This is a genomic window from Phycisphaerae bacterium, from assembly GCA_035275405.1.
GTDB lineage: Bacteria > Planctomycetota > Phycisphaerae > UBA1845 > UTPLA1 > DATEMU01.
Genome location: DATEMU010000003.1, coordinates 1,095,484 through 1,119,434, shown reverse-complemented (window position 1 = coordinate 1,119,434; position 23,951 = coordinate 1,095,484). Strand labels below are relative to the sequence as shown.

Annotated in this window: 25 protein-coding genes; 15 read left to right on the top strand and 10 right to left on the bottom strand. The window is 60.7% G+C overall.

What is annotated here, in order from left to right:
• Positions 1-68: 68 nt before the first annotated feature.
• The gene (locus VJZ71_06725) at positions 69-1,421 is read left to right on the top strand and encodes a Glu/Leu/Phe/Val dehydrogenase (GenBank protein HKQ47743.1); all 1,353 of its coding nucleotides are present in this window, start codon (positions 69-71) and stop codon (positions 1,419-1,421) included.
• A 117-nt stretch (positions 1,422-1,538) separates the two neighbouring features.
• Here the strand turns inward: VJZ71_06725 and VJZ71_06720 are convergent, their stop codons facing one another.
• The 5 genes from VJZ71_06720 to frr all read right to left on the bottom strand — a co-directional run bounded on the left by VJZ71_06720 (position 1,539) and on the right by frr (position 7,248).
• Positions 1,539-3,200, bottom strand: coding sequence for an FG-GAP-like repeat-containing protein (locus VJZ71_06720; protein ID HKQ47742.1), 1,662 nt, complete (start codon positions 3,198-3,200; stop codon positions 1,539-1,541).
• A gap of 72 nt (positions 3,201-3,272) precedes the next feature.
• Complete coding sequence (locus VJZ71_06715) at positions 3,273-4,628, bottom strand: kelch repeat-containing protein (protein ID HKQ47741.1); 1,356 nt, start codon at positions 4,626-4,628, stop codon at positions 3,273-3,275.
• A 305-nt stretch (positions 4,629-4,933) separates the two neighbouring features.
• Positions 4,934-5,632: a choice-of-anchor E domain-containing protein gene (locus tag VJZ71_06710; protein HKQ47740.1), complete on the bottom strand. Its 699-nt coding sequence runs from the start codon at positions 5,630-5,632 to the stop codon at positions 4,934-4,936.
• Between the two features lie 253 nt (positions 5,633-5,885).
• Entirely contained in the window at positions 5,886-6,578 is a 693-nt protein-coding gene (locus VJZ71_06705) for a zinc metallopeptidase (GenBank protein ID HKQ47739.1), read from the bottom strand.
• A gap of 100 nt (positions 6,579-6,678) precedes the next feature.
• Complete coding sequence (gene frr, locus VJZ71_06700; protein HKQ47738.1) at positions 6,679-7,248, bottom strand: ribosome recycling factor; 570 nt, start codon at positions 7,246-7,248, stop codon at positions 6,679-6,681.
• A gap of 216 nt (positions 7,249-7,464) precedes the next feature.
• On the opposite strand from frr, the gene VJZ71_06695 reads away from it, so the two are divergent.
• From VJZ71_06695 to VJZ71_06680, 4 genes are all read left to right on the top strand, one after another.
• A complete protein-coding gene (locus VJZ71_06695; GenBank protein HKQ47737.1) occupies positions 7,465-7,722 on the top strand; it encodes a hypothetical protein in 258 nt (85 codons plus the stop codon).
• Between the two features lie 301 nt (positions 7,723-8,023).
• Complete coding sequence (locus VJZ71_06690) at positions 8,024-8,278, top strand: hypothetical protein (protein HKQ47736.1); 255 nt, start codon at positions 8,024-8,026, stop codon at positions 8,276-8,278.
• A gap of 173 nt (positions 8,279-8,451) precedes the next feature.
• Entirely contained in the window at positions 8,452-9,615 is a 1,164-nt protein-coding gene (locus VJZ71_06685; protein HKQ47735.1) for a hypothetical protein, read from the top strand.
• Between the two features lie 177 nt (positions 9,616-9,792).
• Entirely contained in the window at positions 9,793-10,551 is a 759-nt protein-coding gene (locus VJZ71_06680) for a GNAT family N-acetyltransferase (protein ID HKQ47734.1), read from the top strand.
• A 41-nt stretch (positions 10,552-10,592) separates the two neighbouring features.
• Here the strand turns inward: VJZ71_06680 and VJZ71_06675 are convergent, their stop codons facing one another.
• Positions 10,593-11,888: a PP2C family protein-serine/threonine phosphatase gene (locus VJZ71_06675; GenBank protein HKQ47733.1), complete on the bottom strand. Its 1,296-nt coding sequence runs from the start codon at positions 11,886-11,888 to the stop codon at positions 10,593-10,595.
• A gap of 163 nt (positions 11,889-12,051) precedes the next feature.
• Positions 12,052-12,621 (bottom strand): hypothetical protein, encoded by a 570-nt coding sequence (locus VJZ71_06670; protein HKQ47732.1) that lies wholly within the window; start codon positions 12,619-12,621, stop codon positions 12,052-12,054.
• A gap of 286 nt (positions 12,622-12,907) precedes the next feature.
• Here VJZ71_06670 and VJZ71_06665 point away from each other — a divergent pair, with 286 nt between their 5' ends.
• A complete protein-coding gene (locus tag VJZ71_06665) occupies positions 12,908-13,930 on the top strand; it encodes a hypothetical protein (protein ID HKQ47731.1) in 1,023 nt (340 codons plus the stop codon).
• 93 nt (positions 13,931-14,023) lie between these two features.
• Here the strand turns inward: VJZ71_06665 and VJZ71_06660 are convergent, their stop codons facing one another.
• The gene (locus VJZ71_06660) at positions 14,024-14,977 is read right to left on the bottom strand and encodes a hypothetical protein (protein HKQ47730.1); all 954 of its coding nucleotides are present in this window, start codon (positions 14,975-14,977) and stop codon (positions 14,024-14,026) included.
• A gap of 117 nt (positions 14,978-15,094) precedes the next feature.
• Positions 15,095-15,337, bottom strand: a complete 243-nt coding sequence (locus VJZ71_06655) for a hypothetical protein (GenBank protein ID HKQ47729.1) — start codon at positions 15,335-15,337, stop codon at positions 15,095-15,097.
• 76 nt (positions 15,338-15,413) lie between these two features.
• On the opposite strand from VJZ71_06655, the gene VJZ71_06650 reads away from it, so the two are divergent.
• The 9 genes from VJZ71_06650 (at position 15,414) to VJZ71_06610 (ending at position 23,217) form a co-directional block, all read left to right on the top strand.
• Positions 15,414-16,079 (top strand): ribulose-phosphate 3-epimerase, encoded by a 666-nt coding sequence (locus tag VJZ71_06650; protein ID HKQ47728.1) that lies wholly within the window; start codon positions 15,414-15,416, stop codon positions 16,077-16,079.
• Between the two features lie 44 nt (positions 16,080-16,123).
• Positions 16,124-16,492, top strand: a complete 369-nt coding sequence (locus VJZ71_06645) for a VOC family protein (protein HKQ47727.1) — start codon at positions 16,124-16,126, stop codon at positions 16,490-16,492.
• Positions 16,493-16,760: 268 nt separating this feature from the next.
• Positions 16,761-17,216, top strand: coding sequence for an RNA-binding protein (locus tag VJZ71_06640; GenBank protein ID HKQ47726.1), 456 nt, complete (start codon positions 16,761-16,763; stop codon positions 17,214-17,216).
• Between the two features lie 244 nt (positions 17,217-17,460).
• Positions 17,461-19,374: a radical SAM protein gene (locus tag VJZ71_06635; GenBank protein ID HKQ47725.1), complete on the top strand. Its 1,914-nt coding sequence runs from the start codon at positions 17,461-17,463 to the stop codon at positions 19,372-19,374.
• A 231-nt stretch (positions 19,375-19,605) separates the two neighbouring features.
• Positions 19,606-19,842: a hypothetical protein gene (locus tag VJZ71_06630; GenBank protein HKQ47724.1), complete on the top strand. Its 237-nt coding sequence runs from the start codon at positions 19,606-19,608 to the stop codon at positions 19,840-19,842.
• A 9-nt stretch (positions 19,843-19,851) separates the two neighbouring features.
• Positions 19,852-20,196 (top strand): type II toxin-antitoxin system PemK/MazF family toxin, encoded by a 345-nt coding sequence (locus tag VJZ71_06625; protein ID HKQ47723.1) that lies wholly within the window; start codon positions 19,852-19,854, stop codon positions 20,194-20,196.
• 347 nt (positions 20,197-20,543) lie between these two features.
• Positions 20,544-21,260 (top strand): site-2 protease family protein, encoded by a 717-nt coding sequence (locus VJZ71_06620; GenBank protein ID HKQ47722.1) that lies wholly within the window; start codon positions 20,544-20,546, stop codon positions 21,258-21,260.
• A gap of 26 nt (positions 21,261-21,286) precedes the next feature.
• Positions 21,287-22,927 (top strand): protein kinase, encoded by a 1,641-nt coding sequence (locus tag VJZ71_06615; protein ID HKQ47721.1) that lies wholly within the window; start codon positions 21,287-21,289, stop codon positions 22,925-22,927.
• Positions 22,924-23,217 carry a hypothetical protein gene (locus VJZ71_06610; GenBank protein HKQ47720.1) on the top strand — a complete coding sequence of 98 codons (294 nt, stop codon included), beginning with the start codon at positions 22,924-22,926 and terminating at the stop codon, positions 23,215-23,217. Before VJZ71_06615 ends, VJZ71_06610 begins: the two co-directional genes overlap by 4 nt.
• A gap of 169 nt (positions 23,218-23,386) precedes the next feature.
• Here VJZ71_06610 and VJZ71_06605 read toward each other — a convergent pair whose 3' ends face one another.
• Positions 23,387-23,887, bottom strand: coding sequence for a hypothetical protein (locus VJZ71_06605; GenBank protein HKQ47719.1), 501 nt, complete (start codon positions 23,885-23,887; stop codon positions 23,387-23,389).
• Between the last annotated feature and the right edge of the window lie 64 nt (positions 23,888-23,951).

Here is a 23,951-nt window from a genome sequence, read left to right as displayed (position 1 = left end):
GCCCTCGTTCGCGGCCAGACAAGGCGGCAGCCGAGGGTGGCTGCTCCACAAGTACCAGGAAGCGCACCATGACCGTCCACACGCCCGTAGCCCCGACAACAGAGCAAAGACCTCAAGCAAGCGCCGCTGCCCCAACCGCTACGCCCACCCCCGACCGCCGCCACCACAAGCCCACCCTCTTCGACAACGTCATCACCCAGTTCAACAAGGCCGCTGATCTCATGCGGCTCGATCCCGACATCCGCAAGATCCTCGCCATGACCGCCAACGAGATCGCCGTCAACTTTCCCGTGCGCATGGAGGATGGCCGCATCGAAATGTTCACGGGCTATCGCGTCCAGCACAACAACGCCCTCGGCCCCTACAAGGGCGGTCTGCGGTATCACCCCTCCGTCGATATCGACGAGGTCCGGGCACTGGCCGCGTGGATGACGTGGAAGACGGCGCTGGCCAACATCCCCTTCGGCGGGGCGAAGGGCGGCATCCAGTGCGATCCCAAGAAATACACGATGCACGAGCTGCAGCGGATCACCCGCCGCTTCACCTACGCCCTCGGCGAGAACATCGGCCCGGATTACGACATCCCCGCGCCGGACGTGAACACCAACCCGCAGATCATGGCGTGGATCCTCGACACCTATCTCTCCACCATCCCCGCGCACGACCGCCAGCGCTGCACCCACGTCGTCACCGGCAAGCCGATCGTCTCCGGTGGCAGCCAGGGCCGGGACAAGGCGACCGGTCAGGGCGTCGTGTTTCTGATCGAGCAGTGGGCCAAGGACAAGGGCGTCGATCTGACGCACGCGTCGTACATTGTGCAGGGCTTCGGCAACGTCGGCTCATGGGCGGCGCGGCTCCTGGCCCCACACGACTCGACGCTGCTGGCCGCGGAGGACCACACCGGTGCAATCGCCAATGACGAAGGCCTGCACCCCGACCATCTGGCCGAGCACGTCCGCGCGACCGGCGGAGTGAGGGGTTTTGCCGGCTCCAAGCCGATCGACCACGAGACGTTTTTGAAGACCAAGGCCGACATCTTCATCCCCGCCGCATTGGAGAGCCAGATCACCAGGGACACGGCCCCCTGGCTCAACGTGAAGCTCGTCGCCGAAGGGGCGAACGGCCCGACCGACCCCGAGGGGGACGCGATCCTGCAAGAACGCGGCATCGACCTCATGCCGGACTTCCTCTGCAACTCCGGCGGCGTGATCGTTAGCTACTTCGAATGGCTCCAGAACAAGCGGAGCGAGTTCTGGGATGTCGAGGAAGTCGATACGAAGCTGCGCAAAAAAGTCCTCGCCGCCTATCGCAAGGTCCGCGACAAGGCCGCCGAATTGAAGACCGACTGGCGGACGGCGGCGTACATCGTCGCCATCACCCACATCGAGACGGTCTATAAGGAACGCGGGATTTTCCCGTAGCGTCCGCCCTCTGTGGCGGACGACGAGACATCTCGCAATTCGCGGTCTTTCCGTCGGCCCCGACGGAGCGGGGCCGCGACAAAAAAATCACAACCGCGCCCGGCCGCATCCCCCGGGTCACTCGACCAGCAACTGCACAAACGGCAAGATGTCGCCCGTATTGATAATCGTATTCAGGTCCGCGTCCGCGTTTTCAATCAGGCAGTGAGGATAGGCCACGTTGTAGGCGGCGGGATTCAGCAGCGCCAGAGTAAACGCGCCAACGTCCATCCCATCGTTTCGTCCGTCGCAGTTCATGTCACCCTTGACCGCCGGCCCGCGGTTCTTCCATACGTTGACGAGATCGGCAATCTCATCGGTCAAGACCAAGTCCAGATCGCGGTCGTTGTCGATATCGAGCATGATGGCACAAGACGGATTAGACACTGCGTCGAAGTCCTGATCGGACGTAAAGGCGCCCGCCCCATTATTCGTATAGAGACGCCAGAAGCCTCCGGAGAAGCTCGACAGCACCCAATCTAGATCGCCGTCTCCGTCGAGGTCGCCCAGATCGGTGGCGATGCAATGGATGGATATTGCTGCAATGATCGGCGCGCCCAGCCCGCCGGCGCCATTGCCAAGGGCGATCGCGCCGTTCTGGCTGTAGCTGTTGGCCGCGGTGACGTCCATGTTGCCATCGGCGTTCACGTCGCCGCCGGCCAGCATCCAGACGGCCCCGCCCGCCGACGTCGGGGGCTGCGGCGTGAACGTGCCGTTGCCATTGCCGAGGTGGACAATCAACGTGTGGGAGCCTTGCGCCCCGACGACAAGATCGTAGAGACCGTCGTTGTTCATGTCCGCGGAAATCAGGCCGTATTCGTTGGAGCCCCCGCCCTCGAAAAAGGTGGCCGGACCGAACACACCGCTTCCGTTGTTGATCATCAGCGCGACGTTGCCCGACCCGGTGTTGGTGACGGCGATGTCCAGATCGGCGTCGCCGTCCACGTCGAGCACGGCGAGACCGTGCGGAGTGTTACCGACGGCGACTTCCTGGGCGGGCGAGAAGGTGCCGTCGCCGTCACTCAGGGCGATCCACGCACTGTGGGAGGAAGAAGCCGCCGCCGCGATGTCCACGAACCCGTCGTTGTTGAAATCGCCGGGCTCGTTCGGGCTGGCCTCCACGCCGATCGGCAGGGGCGGCGTGAGGAAGGGGTCGTATAGGCCGGTTCCGTCGGCCTTGTTCATGAAGACGCGGAGGTCGTGGCTGTCTTCATTCACGGTGGTGAGATCGAGGTAGCCGTCGTTGTTCAGGTCGGCGCCCATCGCGCCGTAGATTCTTGTGTTCGAGGTGCCCGGAGGAGTTCGGTTGGACATGACGGCGATCGAATTGAACTCCCGGGCTGCCGGCGCAGCGACCGTCCAGAACTGATAGGCGTATCCGCCGGGCCGGAGCGGCGCGGTGTCCGCGGCCAGGATGCCCGTCGAGAGATTAACGTAGACGATCTCGCCGGCAGAGTACGAACCCCCCGCCTGCGGCGTAAAGGTCACGGTCTGATCTCCGTTGGAAAAACTGAATGTGCCGGACATCGGCCCGCTCCATCGGCCCGCGACGCGAAAGCTGTTTGGAGTGATGGAAGGCGGCGAGACCGCCCGATCGAAGGTAATGCTGATCGGCGTGTTCAGCGGGGCGGTCAGCGCGTGCCGCGAGGGAGAGACCGAGACGACTTGCAGGTCGACCGCCGCGGCGTGGGTCGTGCTAAAGAGGACGATGACGGCGATGATTGATTTTTTCGCGGACATTATTTGCTCCCTTCTGGAATGGTTCTTTCCCGCCCGCGCGGCGGATGGAAGCTGCGGCATGTCACTGCGATACTACGGACAAACCCCGTTGGTCAGCAGCATCATATCAACCAGAATCTGCGTGTCCTGCCCGTCGATCAGCAGATCGCCGTTGAGATCGCCCACGCATGGTATTACCTGTGGGGCCGCCGGGTTGCTGCGCACGCTACCGCACGAATTCGCGACTACGCAATCATACGCCGCGACCTCTGCCATGGTGATCGGATTGATGGTCAGCGTATGTGTATTGACGCCGGAATAGGGTCCGACGTTTGCCAAATTGACGCCGTTTGCCCGCCATTGCCACGAGAATGGCCCGTTGCCGGTCGCGGATGCCGTGAATGATGCCATCTGGCCCACGTTGACGGCCACGCCCAGCGGACTGTTGATGATCGTCGGCGGTCCCGGGCCTTTGTAGCGCCAGGCATCTCCCAAAAACCCGGTGCCGGGAGTGCCGCCAAACAAGAACGCCTCTTGTCGATCAATGTCGAACGCCACCGCCCCGGAATATCTCGCCGTCGGTCCGGAACTCGTGACCCAGTTCCAGATCGCGCCATTCGCTTCCCATGTGTCGTTCTTTGGGACCCCGTCCGTTCCGCCGAACACCATCATTCGGCCGCGTAGTGAATCAAAGCACATCATGTGTCCGTAGCGCGGGCTCGGCCCCGATCCGCAGACCAGGACCCACGAAGTCCCGTTGAACTCCCACGTGTCCCCGCGCGGCGTGGTGCCGGCCTCCAATCCTCCGAAGAGAACGATCCGTGAGCGGGCCTCGTCGAACGCCAACGGAAGCGCATACCGGGCGCTGGGGCCCGGGGCGATCACCTGCGTCCACGTCGTACCGTTCCATTCCCACGTGTCGGCCTTGGAAAGGCCGTCAAAACCGCCAAAGAGCACGACTTTGCCCCGAACCGCGTCAAATGCCAGGCCGGGCAGGAATCGGGCGGTCGGACCCGTATTGGATTTCTGCACCCACGCGACACCGTCCCATTCCCAGGTATCGCGGCGGAAGCTGAATCCAAAACCGCCGAACAGCACCACCTTTCCTCGGACGCTGTCGTAGGTCATCGCGTGCAGCGAGCGCGCCGCCGGGCCGGTCGTCGCGACCAAGGCCCACGCGGACCCATCCCATTCCCATGTGTCCGCAAGATTACCTCCGGCGTTCTGGCCACCGAACAAGACCGTCCGTCCGCGGGCCGCGTCATAGGCCATGGCGTGATAGTTGCGTGCGGAAGGCGCCGGTCCCGGCGAACCGGTCCAGACGCCGGTGCATTGCGCCGACGCCCGCGTATTGCCCGTCATTGCGAGGATGGTGCAGAGTGCGAATATCGCCGCGCGCGGCCTGGCCGGGCGGCCCGGCTGGACCTGAATTGACGTCGAATCAAACAAGTTGCAACCCTCGTGGGCAGGGGCGCAGACGTCGCGGAGTCACTACAGGGGATTTAATTTGGTTGTTTGAGGCTTCCGCTGGCTTTCCCCTCAAACAAGTGCCGACCAACGGCGTTTCCCGATCCGCCGCTTATCATAACACATTGGTTTTCGTAACGCCAAGAAAATGGAGGATTGGGAGCCTGCAGGCGACAAAGATTTGACGAGCAGATTTGGATTTTGTACGTCAGAAACAGAAAAGCCCCCGATCGTTTTGCGATCGGAGGCTTGGATTGCAAACAACAGCCGGGGCGACCAGCACTTCGTTAAGCGGTCCTACGCCTTCGAATCAGGCCGAGTCCGCTCAGTGCGAGGAGCGCCAGGGTCGATGGCTCGGGAACAAACTCGTAAACGACCGTGACCGATCCATCGGCAACCACCGGCGTATAGCCGATTTCAACGCCGCTGACCGCGCCATAGTCGAAGAACTGATCAATATTGGCGAGGACGTCAAAGGTCCCCGCGCCAACGTAGCCGGCCCAAAACGTGCTACATACAAATCCGCTGTCGCTATCCGTCGCGGCACCGCCGTTGAGCTGGGCGCCGTCCGGAGGGGTGGGATCAAAGTCGTTAGCGCCGTCGCCGATATTGGGATCCAAGTCGAAGGAAGCAATCGTCTCCGCGGTGACCATTCCGACGACCGGGATAAACGGACACGCCAGCAGGCCGACATCCACCGAGGAAATGGCGCCTTCCGCGCCGATGTGGGCGTCCACGTGGGCGGGATTCGGCGAGTCGTTATCGATAATCAAAATGCCGCCATCCACGTTCAATTCGAGCGAGACCTCGACCGAAACGAGATCAACAAGGTTGCCGTTGAACTGGTTAAACGTCAGTGTCGCATCGTAGTCCGGAATTTCCGGACCAAACGGGATCGTCTGAGTGATGGTCGGAAACGCCTGAACGGCGCTGGACCAACTCAACGAAACGCCTGCGATAAGGCTTAAGTATCTTGAGAGCTTCATGCATTCCCTTCCCATGCCAAGCCGCACTGAGGACAGCCGGGCCGCTTCTTTCCTATTGCCACTCGCTGCGCGGGATAAGACCTCGCGCAACCATTATCGAGTGATAATAACCGAAATCGCCGTCGTAAGTCAATACTTTCACTTGGTCATATTGGCACGGACGAACGACGCCCGAGATTATGCCTAAACACTTTGATTATAGATAGTTAGGAAGAAAACGGCCCCGTAGGCGGTCAAAGGGCACTGTTCGACCCTAATTGTTCCGCCGCCCCATGACCAACGAAGCGTAATAAAGAAAAGTGAGTAGCGCTGTGATCGCCGCGGCGACATAAGTCAGTGCGGCGGCGTTCAGCACTTTGCCGACGATGGCATCTTCCTCGTGCGTCACCATCCCCTGCGTTGTCAGAATCGCCCGGGCCCGACGCGAGGCATTGAACTCGACAGGCAGCGTCACCAGCGTGCAAAGGACCGACACGCCAAAAATGGCTAAACCGACGAACGCCAGCGGTCGAAAAGAGGAAACGACTATACCCGCGATGATCAGCAGATACGCAAGTTGTGGGCCGTAAGCCGCGACAGGAACCAGGCCCGATCGTAGAGCAAGCGGCGTGTAGTGGGTAGCGTGTTGAATCGCATGACCGACTTCGTGCGCCGCAATTCCCAGAGACGCCAGGGTGCGACCTTCATAGACATCGGGGCTGAGCCGCAGCACGCGATTTCGTGGATCGTAATGGTCCCCCAACATGGACGGCGTCTGCTCAACGATCACATCCCGAATCCCGTGCGAATCCAGAATCTGCTCGGCACATTCGGCCCCCGAAAGCCCGCTCCGTGCTCGATATTGCCCGGCCTGGTGATAGGCGGACTTGACTTTGGCCTGTGCCCACAAGGCCAGCAAAAGGCCCGGCGCCAGGAATAACAAATACATCGGATCAAAAAAGAACATGGTTATCTCCAGACCGACCACCGTCGTATGGTGGAATGATAGTCGTAGCGACTGAAATGGGCCGTAGAAGAATAGGCGATTTTTGTAATCGCGGCCGAACTTAAACGGCCGTCACTTCCTTCGTCTTCGCGTTCATCAGCTCGTCGAGCATCGCCTCATATTTCTTGGTCAGCTTGTCGATGTCCTCGTGGCCCTTCTTGGCGGCATCTTCCGGCATATCGCCCGCCTTTTTTTCCGCGTCGATCTTTTGAATCGCGTCCCGCCGGGCATTGCGCAGCGCGACCTTCTGCGCCTCGGCCATCTTCTTGACCTGCCCGGCGATCTGCTGCCGACGCTCGCCCGACAGCGCCGGCACGGGCAGCCGGATCACCTTTCCGTCCGACTGCGGATTGATGCCGACGTCCGCCTCCTGGATTCCGCGCTCAATGTCCTTTAACGTCGTCGGGTCGAACGGCTTGACGAGGATCAGGCTGGCATCCGGCGTCGTGATCGTCGCCAGCGCCTTGAGTTCCATCGCCGTGTCGCCGTACGCCGACACCTTGACCTTCACATGCTCGACAAGCCCCGGTGACGCGCGGCCCGTGCGTACCCCGCGGTACTCGTTCTTCAGGAACTTCACCGCCTTGTCCATGGCATCCTCGGCCTCAAACTCAATCTCGTCATACGGCATAATCAGGACCTCCGGGAAAGGTATCGGCCGATATCTTATCCCTTGCCGCCGTCGACACCAGCGACACCCCGACCGCTAACCGCGCGGCCGGTCAATAACCAATCTACCTGATTTGCCCGGATCGCCGGCCAATCTTACGTTTTACTCACGTAAACGAGCACGCCAGGCGGAGCGGCTCGCGCCTTTTCCAAACATCCTCGCAATGGAGCATCGAGTATGGTTACCAAGAAGTTCGCGCGCGCCCGCAAGGCGATGGCGGTGGCCCTGTCGGCAACCCTCTTTACGGGCGTCGCCCAGGGTGGCGGTTGTACGGTGAATGTGGATGAGAATCTTCTCCAATCGCTCACTTCCCTACTGGAAAATGGAAGTGTGCAGGGAAATTTTCACTTCAATAACCACGGTCCTGACCAGGACGACGTCGCCGACGAACCCGATGCCGGCGACACCGACGACAGCCCCGACGATCCGGTTTGACACAAGCCGCCTTGGACCCACGGCTTCCTCCCCGGCCGTGCCGCTTCGGCGCCCAGTGTGCCGGGGCCGCACGGCCCCTTCCTTTCTACATGCCTTGGATCAGCCGCGCTCGCGGGTGCGATGCCTCTCCTCTGGCGGAAGCCAATCGGATTCAAATCGTCGTCAATCTGTTTGTCAGTGAAACGGCGCGCCGCTACGATGAGCGTGACGTAGTGCATCTGACGTTCTTAGGCAAAGTGTCAGGTGGATCCGGGGCATGCTGCGTATTTTTGAGTCCTTCCTCGCAATGGAGTGATGGCCCATGACGATTCTCAAGTTAGCAGGTAAGCGGCGGTTGATTTCCTCGGGCATGGCGGTCGCGTTTGCCGCCAGTGTCTTTCAGACCAGTACCTGTTCCGTCACCCTCGACCAGGCGACGCTTGATCAACTCAGCGGCATCGTCGACAACGTGAACATCATCTTCGTCACTGATGGAGATAATCATCATGACGATCACGATGACGATTGGGATGGCCACGACGACCATGACTGGGATGGCGACGATCACGACGATTAGCTTTAGCAACGCCTTTTTGTCCTTGGTGGGAGCGCGGCCACACAGCCGCTGATTCGTTGCGGGGCCCCCTTCCCAGGGTTTCCGCCGCTTGACCTCGGCCATTCCCACTCCCAGAATCCTCCGTAGACATCGCGCGGGCGATGTCTCCAGCGAATCATCAACGGAGGATACCCATGACACTTCGATTCCCAATTGCGTTCATTGTGCCCGCCTTTGCGCTGATTCTTTTCGCCGCACCGGCCGCGCGCGCGGATGACGACATCGTCGTCGTCAAGGTCCAGGGCCAGGGCATCGACGAAGACAGCGCCGTCAAAGACGCCCTCCGCCGCGCCATCGAGACAGGGGGCAAGAACGAGATCTTCAGCAAGTCGCAGTCCAAAGATTACGCTTTGGAATACGACGTCGTCCTCTCCCGCGCCAACGGGATCGTTACGGACCATAAGATCCTCAGCAAGAACACCGCCCAAGGCGTCACCACCGTTCAGATCGAAGCAAAGGTCAGCAAGAAGCTCCTGGACGCCACATGGGGCGAAGTTGCCATCCTCCTCAAACAGCTCGGCCGCCCCAAGATCATGATCATCTTCACCGAGATCATCCACGACGTGACGCGCGTCGAGGAAAACCGCGAGATCATTCAATTGGACAGCATCCTCGGCGCCGCCATCGAGCGCAAGCTACTCAAACTCGGCTTCAAGGTCGTCAACTCCGGTCAGATGAAAGAGATCGACCGCAAGAAGGCCGAAGTCGCGACCGCGGAAGGCGACATGTCCGCGCTCAAGGCCCTCGCCATGAACTACGGCGCGCAGGTCTATATCAAGGGCGTCTCCCGCGCCTCCGGCCCCGAGCAGACGACGGCCGCGGGCATCAACCTCAATATGTGGGAGACCGACGTCACGATTCAGGGCTTCTGGACCGAGACGGCCGATGCGATCTTCACCAACACCATGACCGGCGTCCGCGGCGGCTCACGCGTCCCCGGCCCGGCCGGCGGTCGCCAGACACTGGAAAAGACAGGTCAAAAACTCGCCGATGCCAGCGTCTATGACCTGCTCGAGTCCTGGACCCGCGGCACGGCCGGCGGCGTCGGCGACATCATCATCGAAATCGGCAACGTCGCGGACATCAAGCAGGGCATCGCCATCAAAAAGGCGCTCCAGGAAATCCCCGGCGTCGAGGAAATCGTCAAGGACGGCGTCAAGGGCGTCGTGAAGTTCACCGTCCAGACCAACATGACCGCCGAGACCTTCACCGAGCACCTGGCCGAGGCCAAGTTCGAAGGCTTCGAGCTGGACATCGAGGATCAGAAGGCCAAGACGATCGTGTGCAAGATCAAGTAGCTCCCTCTCCCTCTTAGGGAGAGGGCCGGGGTGAGGGTTCGAGTACCAGCCGGCGCCCCTGTCGACAGAATGCCGTCAAATCAGAGCCGCGACCGTAAGGGAGCGCCGCGCGTAGCTTCAGCGTGCGTGTGTCCAAACTCGTCGATCGGAATCTAACAAGCCTAACTACTGTACGTCATGGACATCACTGTAGAGGCGATCTCTGTTGACGACATATCGCCGCTGCGAGAATCCTACCGTCGCGAGATGAACTGCCAGATCATCCACGACTCGCTTCATTCCCGCGCGGGATGGACGCAGCCCTACCTCTTGTCGGCGGGCGGCGAGACGGTCGGGTATGGCGCCGTCGCCATCGGCGGACCGTGGCAAGGCAAGCCCACCATCTTCGAGTTCTACATCCTTCCGGAACATCGCTCGCGCATCTTCGAAATCTTCGAGGCATACTTGGCGGCGTCGGAGGCCGTCGCCATCGAAACGCAGACCAACGACGTCCTACTGACCGTCATGCTGCACACATACGCCAACGACGTGACCAGCGAAAAAATTCTCTTTCACGACAAGGCGACGACAGCCTTGGCCATCCCCAACGCGGTCTTTCGCCCCGCCGTCCCCGACGATGCCGCGCAGTTGTCTGCGCACGAAATGGACCCTCACGCAAATTGGGTGGTCACGCTCGATGGCTCGCTCGCCGCCGCCGGCGGAATCCTCTTTCACTACAACCCGCCCTACGGCGACATCTTCATGAAAGTCGCGGAGCCTTTCCGCCGCCGCGGTCTCGGCGCCTACCTCGTTCAGGAACTAAAGAAGGTCTGCTACGAAGGGGGCCATGTCCCTGCCGCGCGATGCAATACGGACAACTTTGCCTCTCGCAGGACCCTGCAGAAGGCCGGCTTCGAACCCTGCGGGCACATTCTTCGCGGGTCACTGCGTCCTTAGATCCTGCTTATCGAATCCGCCAACAGCGAATCATGGCTAACCTACAGGCAGCGAATCGCGACCAGCGTCTGATCGTCCGTCGCCGGCGCATTCCCGCAGAATGAAGCCACCTCCGCTCGAATCCGAGCGATGCATTCCTCCGCCGGTCTTCCGACAGACGCCAGGAGCAGCCCGTCCAGCCGATCAACGCCAAACATCTCATGCGGTCGCATGTTGTTCCCCGGGGCCATCGCCTCCGAGATGCCGTCAGTATAGAGCAGCAGCACATCCTCCGATCCCATGGTGACGACCGCCTGAGTGAACGTTTGCCCTTCCACGATTCCCAGGGGAAGCGACCCGGCATCGTCGAGCGACAGGACCCGCCTGTCGTGCGCCAGCCGCGGTGGATTATGCCCGCCGGCGGAATACGTCAGCGTCCGCGCAGCCGGATCGAGCACGGCGTAAAACGCGGTGACAAACGTCCCATTGCGCGTATAGGCTCTGGCCAGATGATCGTTGAGGTACGAAAGCAACGCGGACGGCGGGGTATGCGTACCCGGCTGCGCGTGCGCCAGCGCGTGGGTGATCGCCATCAACACCGCGGCCGGTGTCCCGTGGCCGGAAACGTCGGCGATGAACAGTCCCCATCGGCCATTCGGGAGCGGGAAAAAATCGTAGTAGTCGCCGCCGGCTCGGGCGCTGGTGACATAGTGGGCGGAGAGTTCGAATCCCGCGATCTCGGGCAGCCGGGCAGGGAGAAGCGATCGCTGAATGGCGCCGACCACTTCCAACTCCCGGTCCAACTCGGTCATGGCCGCGCTGAGTTGATTGCGCAGGACGAGGTTCTGCGTCCCCCGGCCGAACAGACCGGCCTGCCAGTGCATCATCGGGATAAACGAGCGGTCGATCTCGGCGCCAGCCGGGGCCAAGTTGATGGAGACGTTCAGGGCCTCGCCGCCGTCATATTGCGGCAGCGCGACCAGCGATTGAAACCCCTCGAGATAAAACCACGCCGGATCGTCGCGCTTCAGCCGGCTCGGAAGATCATCAATAATGACGGGCTTATTGGCGTAGGCAATTTCTCCCACCAATCCTCCCGAAAGTTTCGGAAGGCGGTCGCGCTGCGTCCACGGGTTGAAATGTTCAGTGAAGCGGGACGAGCGCGTGACCAGGAAGTACGGCGGCTCGACCCCTCGCCGCGAGACGGCCATGTAGTCGTCCCCGCTTGGCAGCAAGTCGCCGATGCCGTCCCAATAGATGTTGACCAGTGTCTCGGGATCGGTCACGCCGGAGATGGCCTTCATCGTGCGGTCGATGATGGCCAATTCATCCTGCCAGGGGAGTCGTTTCGTTGGCATCGTGCGTATTGTAGCGGGGTCCTCTCGTGGTTCGAGGTGACGCTATCGATTGCCGCCGCTCGCATGCAACATCCATGATGTCCTTGGCTGTCAAAGATCAGGAGTAGCCGCTAGTTGAATCCTCGGGACGGAAAAGTGCCCGAGGATTTAACTTCACCCCGGCTCATCCGTTCTTTTCATAAACTGGCTTCGCCCCCAGCCCCTCATACTGCCCCAGCTCCTCCTTGATAAACACCGACGTGTGTACGATCTTGTCCTCGTCGTTCAACTCGATTGAAAACAAGCCCCCGACCTTTTTCTCAAAGATCACCACAAAGCTCGCCCCGTTCCGCGCATCCCCGCCCATGCCCATCTTCCCGAATCGGATCATCCCGCGCTGCGGCGGATACGCCCGCTGAATCGGCCCGAACCGCAGCACCTGCGCCGTAAACATGTCCCGCCACCAATCGATTGCATTCGCCCACGCCTCGTCCGTGTGCAGCGCCCGGTACGCCTTTTTGTCGCGGTCATTGATCGCCGCGACCAGTTTCCTCGCCACGGCGTCATACCGCGCCTGCTCTGCCTTCGTCAGCGCAGGAGGCTCAGGCGGCTTCGTGTCCTTCGACTTTCGTTCGCTCGCCGGCGCCGAGCCCGCCTCCCACCCTACGCTCGGTCTCGGCGCCGAATCTCCGGCGGTACGCGAATTCTCGCCTCCACCCGCCATCTCGTCAGATTCCTGTGCCGACGATGGCACATTCTGACTTGGGGTGGCTGACTCTGCCTCCTTATGTTGACAGCCCGCGCACAATAGAACGAACGCCATCCCCATCCAGGAATGCAGCATAAGACGGGCCGGCACTAGTCTCAGCGTGATTTCGAAGCGCATCATGAACTTAGAGACGTCGGTCGCACCAGCATCCGGTCAAAACACCCACTCGAATTAATCCGCGGCACCGGCTGCGTGGTCCCCTTTTGACACCACCGACCGCGAGTCTATGATCTCTATTGCTCGCCCCCACTGCCCGCCTAGGAGGAACACAATGACCTCGTCTCCTGTATCACGGCGTGGAACGACCGTCGTTGAATTGCTATTTCTGTTGTCCACGCTTTCCCTGCTGGTCGCCGTCGGCGTCCCCGAGGTCCTCAGCGCCGACCGCGCCCGACAGCGGCACCAATGCACCTATCGACTTAAGGTATTGGCCCAGGCGGCGACCTACTACAGCCAGACCAACGACAGCTGGATCCTCGGCTCGCCGAATACGTCGGGGGCTTATCTGACGCCGGATACCCTATACGCCTACGGACACGCCGTTCAAGTGTGGGACTTCATGGGCCCATTGGCGGAATTCTTTGGACTCGGTTTCACCCTTCCGCCTGATCAACCCGCAAACAACGCGGCGCTCATCGAACGGTTTAATCAGATTCGCAACTCACTTGTATTTCAATGTCCCGCAAATGGTTTCGTCGCCAATCACTTTTACGGACCCAATGCGGGAACCGGCCCGATGATCAGCTACAACACGGCGAGATACCAACTCTATATGGAAGGTCACTCGCCGTATGACGACGGAGTCACGACTTACCCTAATAATGCTGAAGAGCGGCTGCCGGATTCTTTTGTGCCACGCGTTGATCGAATGGGCGATCTTTCACAAAAAGTCTGGATAGCAGACGGCGCTCGTTATTCAGATGTATACACGCCTCCGGACTACGATCTTAGCGTGCGTCCTCGTTGGGGAGGCTCCTTCGCGGATATTTCTTCCTATTCAACAATGACGCGTTCCTGGGATCGAAGTCGCGCACCTGGGAATGGGTATCTTGGTTCACGGGAGCCGCGGCGCTACGCCTTTCGCCACGCCGACAACGATCCCCCCGTCGGCGCACCCGGCGACGCCTTCAAGCTCAACCTCGCCTTCCACGACGGCCACGTGGAAACCCAGGGCGATCTAACGTCCTCGAACCCGCACCAGTGGCTTCCCACGGGCAGCAGGCTCGGCCCTTCGACTATTTTCCCGGATACGCGCCAGTTCTTTGGGATATTCGATACGATCGATATCAACTAATAGCCGTCAATCCGCGAACCCGCGACGGTAGTCACTCCAGCCGCGCCCGAAGGACCTTCGCCTTCACTCCATCCGCAAGACCAAAGAAGTCAGTTACTTCCCCTTCCCCGCTCGATAGCTTGTCAACAACAGGTCTTCATCCTGCACCAGCCCGATCCCCGGCGCATAAATCTTGTAATCCCGCTCACTCGGATTCAGGCCCGACGTCTCCTCTACCTTTAGGCAATCCTTGAACTCGCCCGCGGGCGTTTTCAGCGTGACGTCGTCGCGCAGGATCTCCGCCCGGTCCATCGCGTTCGGGGCGATCTCCTGGTAATGCCGCGCGCCTATTAACGTCGTGCCCGGCATGAGGATCCCGGCCTTCGAGTCTTTCTCATCGGCCCGCCACGCCCCCTCGTGCTTGACGATCTTGTCGTTGCGATAGATATCCACCTCCTCGCCGAAGTAGAACACGTCCCCGTGCTCCTTGCAGATCGCGAAGAAGTTCCGCGACACCTCCTTCAGTTTCCCGTTCTCCTCCTCCCGCTCCTCCACGACGCGCGTCTCTACGTCGCCGATCTTCCGCGTCTCCTCCTGCACCGTGATCGCCACCTTCTCACGGGCGCTCTGGAGCACCAGCTGATGACCCGGCTCCAGGACGAAATAGCGGTTCCGCCCGACCGTCGCGAACGTGCAATGCTCCTGATGGAACGAGTCGGTCCACTTCTTGTCTTTTTGATCGCGCGGAGGCGCGCCCCCAAACGTCTTCTCATCGATCTCGATGATCTCCCCGGTGGGCGAGACTTCCACCTCGTATTCCCGTCCGCCGAGCCGCACATAAACGTCGTACTGCCCCGGGTCCTCGCCCTCCAGCTCGCGTTCCACCTTCCAGATCACCCCGTCGGGCACGGCCTTCTCCACGGCCGCGCGGATATTTGCAGGCAGCTTGCCGGGTTCGATGATTGTCTTGCGTTCCTGCGCCGAGACCGGCGCGGCGAGCACGGCCGCAAGTGCGCCCGTACCAAGGTGCAGCCAAAACGAGTTCCGCCAATGTGTCAGGGGGTTCATGGTGACTCTCCTTATGCCTGGAAGTAGCGCGCCGTCGCGTGCGGACGCCCCATCCCACACGCGCGACCGTCACGATTCTACCGCCGGTGGATGGAAAGGCCCAAGGGCAAACCCCGGCTACGCAGGCCGCGCCCGAAAAACCTTCGCCTTCACCCCATCCGCCCGAACCAGCACCCGCAGTGCCCGCCCGCAAGACGGACACCGCCCCAGATACTGCCGCTCCTCCCTCCGCCGATACACCCGCGCATAAACCCCGCAGCACTCGAAGTGAATTCCTATCCACGGCCGCGCGTCAGACTCGACCGACGCTTCTTCCGCGGACGACACAACATCCAACCGATAGTCCGATGCCTCCGCCATAATGGCCCTATCGACCGTCCGCCACTCTTGTTTTGACGTTTTGACTTTTTGACTTTTTGGCGTTTCCATCCTCCCGATGCCCCCCGCCCGCAAAACCCTCTTCGCCGGCTCCATCCTCGCCGGTGACCTCCTCCATCTCGCTGGCGCGATCGACGTCTGCCAGAAGGCCGGCGCCGACCTCCTCCAGCTCGACATCTGCGACGGTCACTTCGTCCCCACGATCAGCTTCGGCGAGGAAGTCGTCCGACGCACCTGCCAAGTCGCCAAGCTCCCCGTCGAAGTGCATCTCATGGTCAGCCGCCCCGAAGACTGGCTCACCCGCATGGCCGGCTGCGGTCAGTTCCGCATGATCTTCCACATCGAAGCGAGCCGCCGCGCGATGGGCACCATCCAGGCCATCGCCAAAGCCGGCTGGGAACCCGGCATCGCCCTCAACCCCGAGACCGCCCCCGCCGCCATCGAGCCCGTCCTGCCCTACGTCAAAAACGTCTGCATCATGGGCATCGCCCCCGGCTTCGCCGGTCAGGCCATGCTCGACACGACATTCCCCCGCATCACCGAAATCCGCCGCCTCATTGAAACGACCAAATCCCCTGCCTCGATCACCGTGGACGGCGGCGTAAAAAAGGACAACGCCCGCCGCCTCGTGGACGCCGGTGCCGACATCCTCGTCGTCTCCTCCGGCATCTTTCAAAACGCCAAGCCCGAAGAGAGCCTCCGCGAGATTCGTCAGACACTGTAGCGACCGCCATCCCGGCCGCCGCGGTGCCTAACAAGGAGAAAGTCATGATTAAGAGCGGCAGCGTCAACGTCTACGTCTCCGACATGGACCGTGCCATCAAGTTCTACACTGATGTCCTCGGCATGAAGCTGATCATGAATGCCGGCGGTCACTATGCCCAAATTGCGGCCGGCGGCGGGCTCGTCCTCGGCCTGCACCCGGCCTCTCCCCAGGCCCCCAAGCCCGGCACGCGCGGCTCGATCAGCATCGGTCTCGCGCCCGACCGGCCCCTCGACCAGGCCGTCGCCGAACTCACCAAGCGCGGCGTCGCCTTCCGTGGGCCCGTCGTGAACGACCCGCCGGTCCAGCTCGCTTTTTTCGGCGACCCCGATGGCAACGAACTCTACCTTGTGGAATTCAAAGCGCCGCAATGACCCGCGCCCGATACGGTTGGAGGGCAGCCGCCCTCGGCCGCTTTCTTGGCCGGTGTCCCCCGGCCTCGACCGCGCTACCCCCCGCTTGACGCTTTCGGCCCTCCCCGGTACAAAATTAACCCTTGCGGCGACCTGATTTTCGCACCGGCCAGATGCTAAACTCGTCGACGCAAGGAACAGTTGCCTCCCTATCCGGTCGGACCGCCAGCGGTAATGGGCCGCGGGGTCGGATGGGGGCGCAAGGGCCGATTTTGATTGGAGTAGTCGCTTGAAGAATATCTATGTTGGCAATCTCTCGTTCTCGACCACCGAAGACGCACTTCGCGAGGCCTTCGCCGCGCACGGCTCGGTTTCCAAGGTCTCGCTCGTCCGCGATCGCGACAGCGGCGAATCGCGCGGCTTCGCCTTCGTCGAGATGGACAATGACGCCGAGGCCCAGGCGGCCATCACCGCCATGAACGGCGCCGATCTGGACGGCCGCAGCCTCAAGGTCAACGAAGCCCAGCCCAAGCCCCCGCGCTCCGGCGGTGGCGGTGGTCGTGGTGGCTACGGCGGCGGTGGTGGTGGTCGCGGTGGCTACGGCGGTGGCGGCGGTGGTGGAGGTCGCGGCGGCTACGGTGGTGGCGGCGGCGGCGGGCGCGGTGGTTACGGCGGCGGCGGTGGTGGTCGTGGCGGTGACCGCGGTGACCGCGGCGGCGGCGGCCGCGATCAGGGCGGCTGGTAGTGGAGCGGGCGTCCCTGCCCGCTCATCGCAAAAACCCCTTCGCCACGGGTGAAACCCGCGTACGGATTTCTCTGTAGCGACCATCCTCCTTTACCCGTATGATTCTGATCGTTCGGCGCACTGACCCCTCGCGCGGCGGGGTCGAATCGACACGTAAGGCGGGCTGAGCCCCCCGTGCATCCAGCGCCCCATCGTGGCGGGTGGAACCCGCCCTGCAGCGACCGCCAACCCCCCGGAGAACCGAGTGGAACTACCTCGCCGCAAACCGAATGACGTCTACCTCCCCGACGGCGAATTCACCGCCATCCTCGGCCGACTGCGAAAGCGCACGGAAGCGCACGACCTGCGAATCTGCATCCCCTACGCCTTCGACTTCCGCACGCGGATGCTCCCCTACTGGTACGCCGACAAGCGGATGGCCCCCTGCTCCGTGCGCACCCTCGCCGACTGCCTCGACGCCGCCGGCTTCCGCCACGTCCGCGTCGTCCTCCAGCAGTGGACCCCCAACTTCACGCCCAGCCGCGCGCTCATAAACGGTCGCCCCCTCGACATCCTCATGGTCTCCGCCATGCAGGTCCACGCCGAGCCCGCCTACGACATGGTCCGCGACGCCCTCCGCATGGGCGCGAATCGCCCGCTCATCCTCGCCGGCGGCCCCAAGGCCATCTACGAACCCGTCGACTACTTCGACCTCGGCCCCGAACCCGGCATGCACGCCGACTGCGTCTCGACCGGCGAGGGCTACGTCTTCCTCGAATTGCTCGAACGCCTGCTCGACAACCGCGCCGCGGGCGAGTCGATGCTCCGCGCCTACCAGCGCACCCGCGACGATGGGCAACTCAACGACATCCCCGGCCTCGTGTACTTGCCGCGCGAAGTGCTGGACGAAGAAGAATCGAGCCGAGGGCGGCCGCTCTCCAAAGTCAGCTACTACGCGATTAACACCGGCGTCCAGCGCCTCCTCCGCGACTTGGACGAAATGCCCATGCCCGACGCCGGCTACCGCCTCATCGAGCCGCCCCACCGCCGCAAGACCCTCGCCGAAAAGCCCTACCCCGCCCACAAGGTCGGCAAGCTCTCCATCGTCTCCTCGCTCATCAGCACCCAGGGCTGCAAGTTCGCCTGCACCTACTGCCCCATCCCCGCGGTCAATCAGCGCACCTGGCGCTTCAAGAGTCCCAAGCGCCTCGCCGCCGAGATCAAGCACATTTACGAAAACTTCGGCATCAAGCAGTTTTTCGGCACCGACGACAACTTCTTCAACACCCGCCAGACCGTCATCGACCTGATGACCGAGATGGCCAATACGAAGATCCGCGGCAAGCCCATGGGCGACGTGATCAGCTTCTTCACCGAGGCGACCGAGTTCGACGTCCACAAGAACCTGGACATCCTCCCCCTCTGTCGCAAGGCCGGCATGCGCGCGATCTGGTTCGGCATCGAGGACATCACCGCCGAACTGGTCAACAAGGGCCAGACCCCCGGCAAGACGACGATCGTCTACGAGGCCCTCCGCAAGCTCGGCATCGAGCCGATGGCCATGATGATCCACAACGACGACCAGCCGCTCCGCACGCCCAAGGACAGTCTCCGCGGTCTCGTCAACCAGGCCCGCTACATGTTCGACAAGGGCGCCGTCTCCTATCAATGCACGTATCTCGGCCCCGCCGTCGGCACGCTCGACTTCGAGCCCGCCGCCAAGTCGAAGATCATCTTCAAGAGCGTCGGCGGCCAGCCCATCCCCCAGGCCTATCAGGACGGCAACCACGTCGCCGCCAGCAAGCACCCGCGCCCGTGGGAGCGGCAGATGAACGTCCTCCGCGGCTACGCGACCTTCTACAACCCCATCAACACGCTGCGCATCCTCGCCAACTGGCGAAACGACAAGCTCTCCGCGCGCCGCCTGCTCTTCCAGATCGTCGGTCAGATCGGCATCGCCATGACCTTCCCCCCCATGCTCGCCTGGTCCCGCAAACTGAAGCGCGGCCCCATCGAAATGTGGGACGGTCTCCAACCCGCCCGCATCCCCATGATCGCCCCGGCGACGGGGGAGCAGTTGAACTGGGCGATCCAGCATTTGCCCGATGAGACGTTGACACCCCCGATCCGCCTCGCGCCTGTCGTTCATGCAAAATCACGCGAACTCGTCCCCGCGTAATCATCAAATCACCTTAGCCCCCGGTGAGTCACCGGGGGGCCAACCGCCAGCGAGGGACCTTCTTCGCTGCGGGGACGGCGAGGCTCCGCCTTGCCGCATACGCCTGGGAGGGCGAGACTCCAATTTCGTACGGTTCGCTGGTGCGCAGCCTGTCCGCCGCGATGGTCTTTATCGGCTCTCGTTTGCCCCTCCTTTCTTGTTTACGGCCCCCCTCGCCGCTAAGATGGAGGCATGATCGGAATTAGGGCACATTTCGACGGATCGGTCGTCGTCCCCGACGAGCCGCTGGAGGCGTCGCCGCAGACGCAGGTCGTTGTGCTGCTCGAATCGTCCAACGGCAACTCGGCGAGCGAACTCGAGGTCGCGACGCGCGAGTATTACGAGAAGCAGGCGCCACCCGACGCCGACGACGATTCGTGGGGCGAGGCCGTGGCCCGAGACAGCCGCGAGGCATGGGAAGGAAAATAGGCCCTGGCCGTGGAACGTCAATTCCCGGAGCGCGGCGAAGTGTGGCTGGTTGAATTTCCCGACGAGGCCAAGTCGCGGCCGGCGCTGATCGTATCGCTGGATGCGCGCAATCAATTCAGCAACAGCGTGTTGGCTGTTCCTTTGACCACCAACCTCCGCCCGGCCCCGACGCATGTCCCGCTGCCCAAGGGACAAGGCGGGATATCACAGCCGTCGATGGCCCGATGTGAGAACGTCAGCTACATCATGCGATCCCGCCTGCGCCGGGGCGGTTTTGCCGGAAAAATAAGCCCCGCCCTGCTTCAGGAAATCGAAAAAGCCCTGATGCGGTCATTCGGTATCGCCGTACCATAACCGTGGCCGTGCGCGGCGAAACCTCCCCCCGCCCCGCCCCCATCCATGATCACCCCGGCGACCGGCAAGCAGTTGAACTGGGCGATCCAGCATTTGCCGGAAGAATCGCCCACGCCGCCCATCCGCCGCGCGCCGATCGTCCAAGCGCAACCCCGCGAACTCGTCCCAGCCTGACGGCGACTTCATCGAGCGGTCCTCCGTCCCTCGACAGGCCCTGTGCTCGGGATGATGATATTTCCGTGGTGTACAACGGAGTCACGACAAAGGCCTAATGCGCATCACTCAATTTTTTTTGCTGAGCGCCAAGGCATTATTATTCAGCGAATTCTGATTCTGAACGGTTACGAATGGACGTGATTGCCTTCCTGCAGTTCTGCGCGTACGCAGCGCTCTGTACCGCGTGTTTCACCGGATCGCAAGCCCTTTTCGCGATCATATGCGGCGTCCGTCTCGAAGAAATCCAGCTCTTCTATGGACGCCGATTGGTAACGGTTGTCGTCCATCAGGTAAAGGTGTCTGTTGGTTGGATCCCGACCGGTAGTTTCGCTAAGTTTCGAACCCGAGCATCGTCGGCCGATGAGCTTATGCCACGGTCGAGCATCCCAACCGACACTTTTGATGACGTCCATCCGATCGCAAGGGCATTTATCATTTTGAGCGGCCCAATCTCTTTGCTCGTTCTCGCCTGCACATTGTCACCCCCCCGAAATGTTGCAGCGGAAGCCGTAGAGACTTTCGGCCAATTCTGGGAAGGCGCACGCCATCCCTTCGTCGTCGGGCCTGAGTTAATAGGACGAGCTTTGAAATTCATCGGAGATAGTACGGTTGCCATTGGCCTAAGCACGGTCGCTGCAAAATTCGCAGCGATTAACAGCATTCCCATCCCACTTTTCGCTGGCGGCCAGGCGCTCTTTACCTTGATCCAGTGGAAACGGACTGACTATGAAAAGTACGTCAAGCAGCAGGTAGGCGTGTCGCTTATTGGCGTAGTCGTTCTCTCAGCTTTTCTTGTAGGATGGGCGTTAGCGATAGGGACCTTTGTAATTCGTCAGCTTGGCTTCTGAACAAAAGGACCAGCAAGAGCAGGCTGATGCAGCAATATAAAACCGGTGACGAGATAGGTGGCGAGTACACCGTCCTGAATGTATTCGGTGGGGCAAACCAGTCCGGCATGGGCGTCGTCTATCTCGTCCAAGACTGGGAGATTCCAAGACCCATCGTGCTCAAGACCTTCCAAGGTGCGGGCGACGAAGGCACAAGGTGCCGATTTATTTCAGAGGCAAATGCTTGGATAAGTGCTGGGGCACATGCAAATCTTGTCCAAGCGTATTGGGTTCGTGAAATCGGCGGACAGCTTTTCATCGCCGCCGAATACATAGAACCCGACGAGGACGGTCGAAACAACCTGTCACACTTTCTGACGGCTTCCCAATTGTGCCCAGAGGTTGTCCTTCTTTGGGCGACGCAGTTCTGTTACGGCATGGATTATGCGAAATCGAAAGGGGTCGTTGCCCATCGCGACATCAAGCCGGACAATCTGATGATCGACAAGGCCATGACGCTCAAAGTTACCGACTTTGGGCTGGCTAAATCGATTAACACCAACGCCGTTAGTGACAAGCGCCGCTGGTGGATCTTCGCAAAAAAGCGTGAGGCAAGCCCACTTGCGAGAACGATCAAGGGGGTCGCGATGGGCACCACTCCCTTCATGGCGCCGGAGCAATTCACGAATGCTCGAAATGTTGATCATCGAGCCGATATCTATAGTTTTGGCATTGTCCTTTATCAGATGGCCTCCGGGAATCGGTATCCGTATCGAATCAATCAGCAAGCTGCTGATGTTACCGCTGAGTTTTTCCGGGCGCACAGCCAACAGAAGCCCGTGCCACTTGAGTCGCCCCTAATGCCGATCGTTGCACGGTGCCTGGCGAAGGACCCAAACCGAAGATACGCAAGCTACAACGAGTTGCTCGATAACTTGAGCACCGTCGCGAAAAAGTTGAAAACAAAGCTCGTGAAACAAACACAAGTCGCCAAGGAAGACGAGGAACTCTATGCTCAGGCACAGAGCTACGTGGCTCTTGGGAATAAGGACCGCGCACTAGATGCAATCTGTAAGTACGTGTCGCAATATCCGGAGAACGCTTGCGGATGGACCGAGAAAGGCCGACTACACATTGAACGCGGTGAATACCAAGATGCCATTATAGCGACACGAAAGTCGTTGGAGTTAAACCCATACAATACTCATTCTTGGAACAACCTCGGGATATTGCTCAACAGGATGAGTGCGCCTATTGATGAAATCCGAAAAGCTTACGCGACTGCGCTAGTCCTTGATCCTGAGAATACGGCCGCCATGATGAATCTTGTTGGACCTCTCGTCCTGGGAAAGCAGTTTACGGAAGCAGCGGCCCTCACGGCTAAGGCAATCAGGCTTCGCCCCTCCAAGCCGCTTGTCCTGGAAAAAGCGGAAGCGCTGCTCAGGGAGGTTCTTAATGAAAAGAACTTTGCAGCCGCCGAAACATTGCTATCTTCTTGGACCAAAGCTCGACCATCAGATGCGAATGCGTGGCACAATTTCGGTCTAATTGCCCTCAGCAAGGGAGATATTGATCAGGCGATCCAATGTTTCGTCAGAGTCCTCGATTTGGTTCCAAACGACAACTTTGCAATCGCCCAACTCGCTAAACTCCGCTCCCCCGGAAACTCGGACAGCCACCCGTTATGAATCACAAATGGTCAGAAGATGACGACCTCATCGGCTACTACCTCTTCCGCTTTGGGGACGCGGGGCTGGGCACTTCGAAGCAGGAGTTAGCCGACCGCCTCGGCATGGGCTGGGCCAGCATGAATCAGAAGATTGCAAATTACAAGTTTCTTGCAGGGCAGCCCGGATTGGATCACCCGTCGATTCAAAGCCGCCAGATTCACTCACGATACAAAGACATGCCCGACGATGCGTTCAAAACAATTGGACAAAAAGCGATAGCGAACGCCCTCGAAAAACTCTCCACCTAAGACCGAAATCCTCGCAACCTCAGCAGTTCCTGGTTGCATCCGCGCTACTCAAGCGCCGCCAAACCTCTCGAACCTGCTCCTCCTGCCCCGCGACCAGCAACAAGATACACCCCGCCGCTATGGTGCCGCGCTACTTGCTCTACTCTACCGCGCGTTTGGCCGCACGTTTTCATGAGCGTTGACTCTCACCCATTTGTTGGTGTTTCTTGATGATCTTGTCTAGTTCTTCATAAATCTTGTTCCACGCCTTCCTCAACACCACATTCGATGGGACAGACCCCTCAAACCCCCTTTTTTTTCCGAGGTCAAAGACGCGCTGTCTGGCGTTGTTTAGGTAATAGCCGCCCGACCAAGCGCGCCACCTGAGTTCGTCATTGAACGTGATCGCGTTAGTATCGATCACTCGTTTCAGAAACTCCCTGGCGTCTCCTTCTAAGTCGGCGAACGATCGTTCGCTGTCTTCGGGGCTGATGAGAAAGACTGCGCGCCACAGTGAAAAGGCTGCGCCGAGCATTAGATGAAGTCGGTCTCGGAGCGTCTCGTCGACACTAACATGCTCGCACGGAAACGCCTCGTATAAATCGGCCATCAAGCTCTGGGTTTTGTTCCGGGCCTCGACGAGCCAGCGCATTCCCGACAGTTCCCTCAATGTACGCTGGCTCGTGGGCATGAATCGTCCTTTGGCTCCGTGTTCAGAAATATGATATCCAGCCCCGCCGCCGGAATGAACCGCC

Coding starts and splice junctions, on each gene's coding strand:
- VJZ71_06675 (HKQ47733.1), bottom strand. CDS start 11,888: ATGCCAACGAAACGACTCCCCTGGCAGGATGAATTGGCCATCATCGAC.
- VJZ71_06720 (HKQ47742.1), bottom strand. CDS start 3,200: ATGTCCGCGAAAAAATCAATCATCGCCGTCATCGTCCTCTTTAGCACG.
- VJZ71_06630 (HKQ47724.1), top strand. CDS start 19,606: ATGATCGGAATTAGGGCACATTTCGACGGATCGGTCGTCGTCCCCGAC.
- VJZ71_06695 (HKQ47737.1), top strand. CDS start 7,465: ATGGTTACCAAGAAGTTCGCGCGCGCCCGCAAGGCGATGGCGGTGGCC.
- VJZ71_06615 (HKQ47721.1), top strand. CDS start 21,287: ATGCAGCAATATAAAACCGGTGACGAGATAGGTGGCGAGTACACCGTC.
- frr (HKQ47738.1), bottom strand. CDS start 7,248: ATGCCGTATGACGAGATTGAGTTTGAGGCCGAGGATGCCATGGACAAG.
- VJZ71_06685 (HKQ47735.1), top strand. CDS start 8,452: ATGACACTTCGATTCCCAATTGCGTTCATTGTGCCCGCCTTTGCGCTG.
- VJZ71_06665 (HKQ47731.1), top strand. CDS start 12,908: ATGACCTCGTCTCCTGTATCACGGCGTGGAACGACCGTCGTTGAATTG.
- VJZ71_06620 (HKQ47722.1), top strand. CDS start 20,544: ATGGACGTGATTGCCTTCCTGCAGTTCTGCGCGTACGCAGCGCTCTGT.
- VJZ71_06650 (HKQ47728.1), top strand. CDS start 15,414: ATGCCCCCCGCCCGCAAAACCCTCTTCGCCGGCTCCATCCTCGCCGGT.
- VJZ71_06645 (HKQ47727.1), top strand. CDS start 16,124: ATGATTAAGAGCGGCAGCGTCAACGTCTACGTCTCCGACATGGACCGT.
- VJZ71_06705 (HKQ47739.1), bottom strand. CDS start 6,578: ATGTTCTTTTTTGATCCGATGTATTTGTTATTCCTGGCGCCGGGCCTT.
- VJZ71_06660 (HKQ47730.1), bottom strand. CDS start 14,977: ATGAACCCCCTGACACATTGGCGGAACTCGTTTTGGCTGCACCTTGGT.
- VJZ71_06610 (HKQ47720.1), top strand. CDS start 22,924: ATGAATCACAAATGGTCAGAAGATGACGACCTCATCGGCTACTACCTC.
- VJZ71_06680 (HKQ47734.1), top strand. CDS start 9,793: ATGGACATCACTGTAGAGGCGATCTCTGTTGACGACATATCGCCGCTG.
- VJZ71_06655 (HKQ47729.1), bottom strand. CDS start 15,337: ATGGCGGAGGCATCGGACTATCGGTTGGATGTTGTGTCGTCCGCGGAA.
- VJZ71_06710 (HKQ47740.1), bottom strand. CDS start 5,632: ATGAAGCTCTCAAGATACTTAAGCCTTATCGCAGGCGTTTCGTTGAGT.
- VJZ71_06725 (HKQ47743.1), top strand. CDS start 69: ATGACCGTCCACACGCCCGTAGCCCCGACAACAGAGCAAAGACCTCAA.
- VJZ71_06605 (HKQ47719.1), bottom strand. CDS start 23,887: ATGCCCACGAGCCAGCGTACATTGAGGGAACTGTCGGGAATGCGCTGG.
- VJZ71_06690 (HKQ47736.1), top strand. CDS start 8,024: ATGACGATTCTCAAGTTAGCAGGTAAGCGGCGGTTGATTTCCTCGGGC.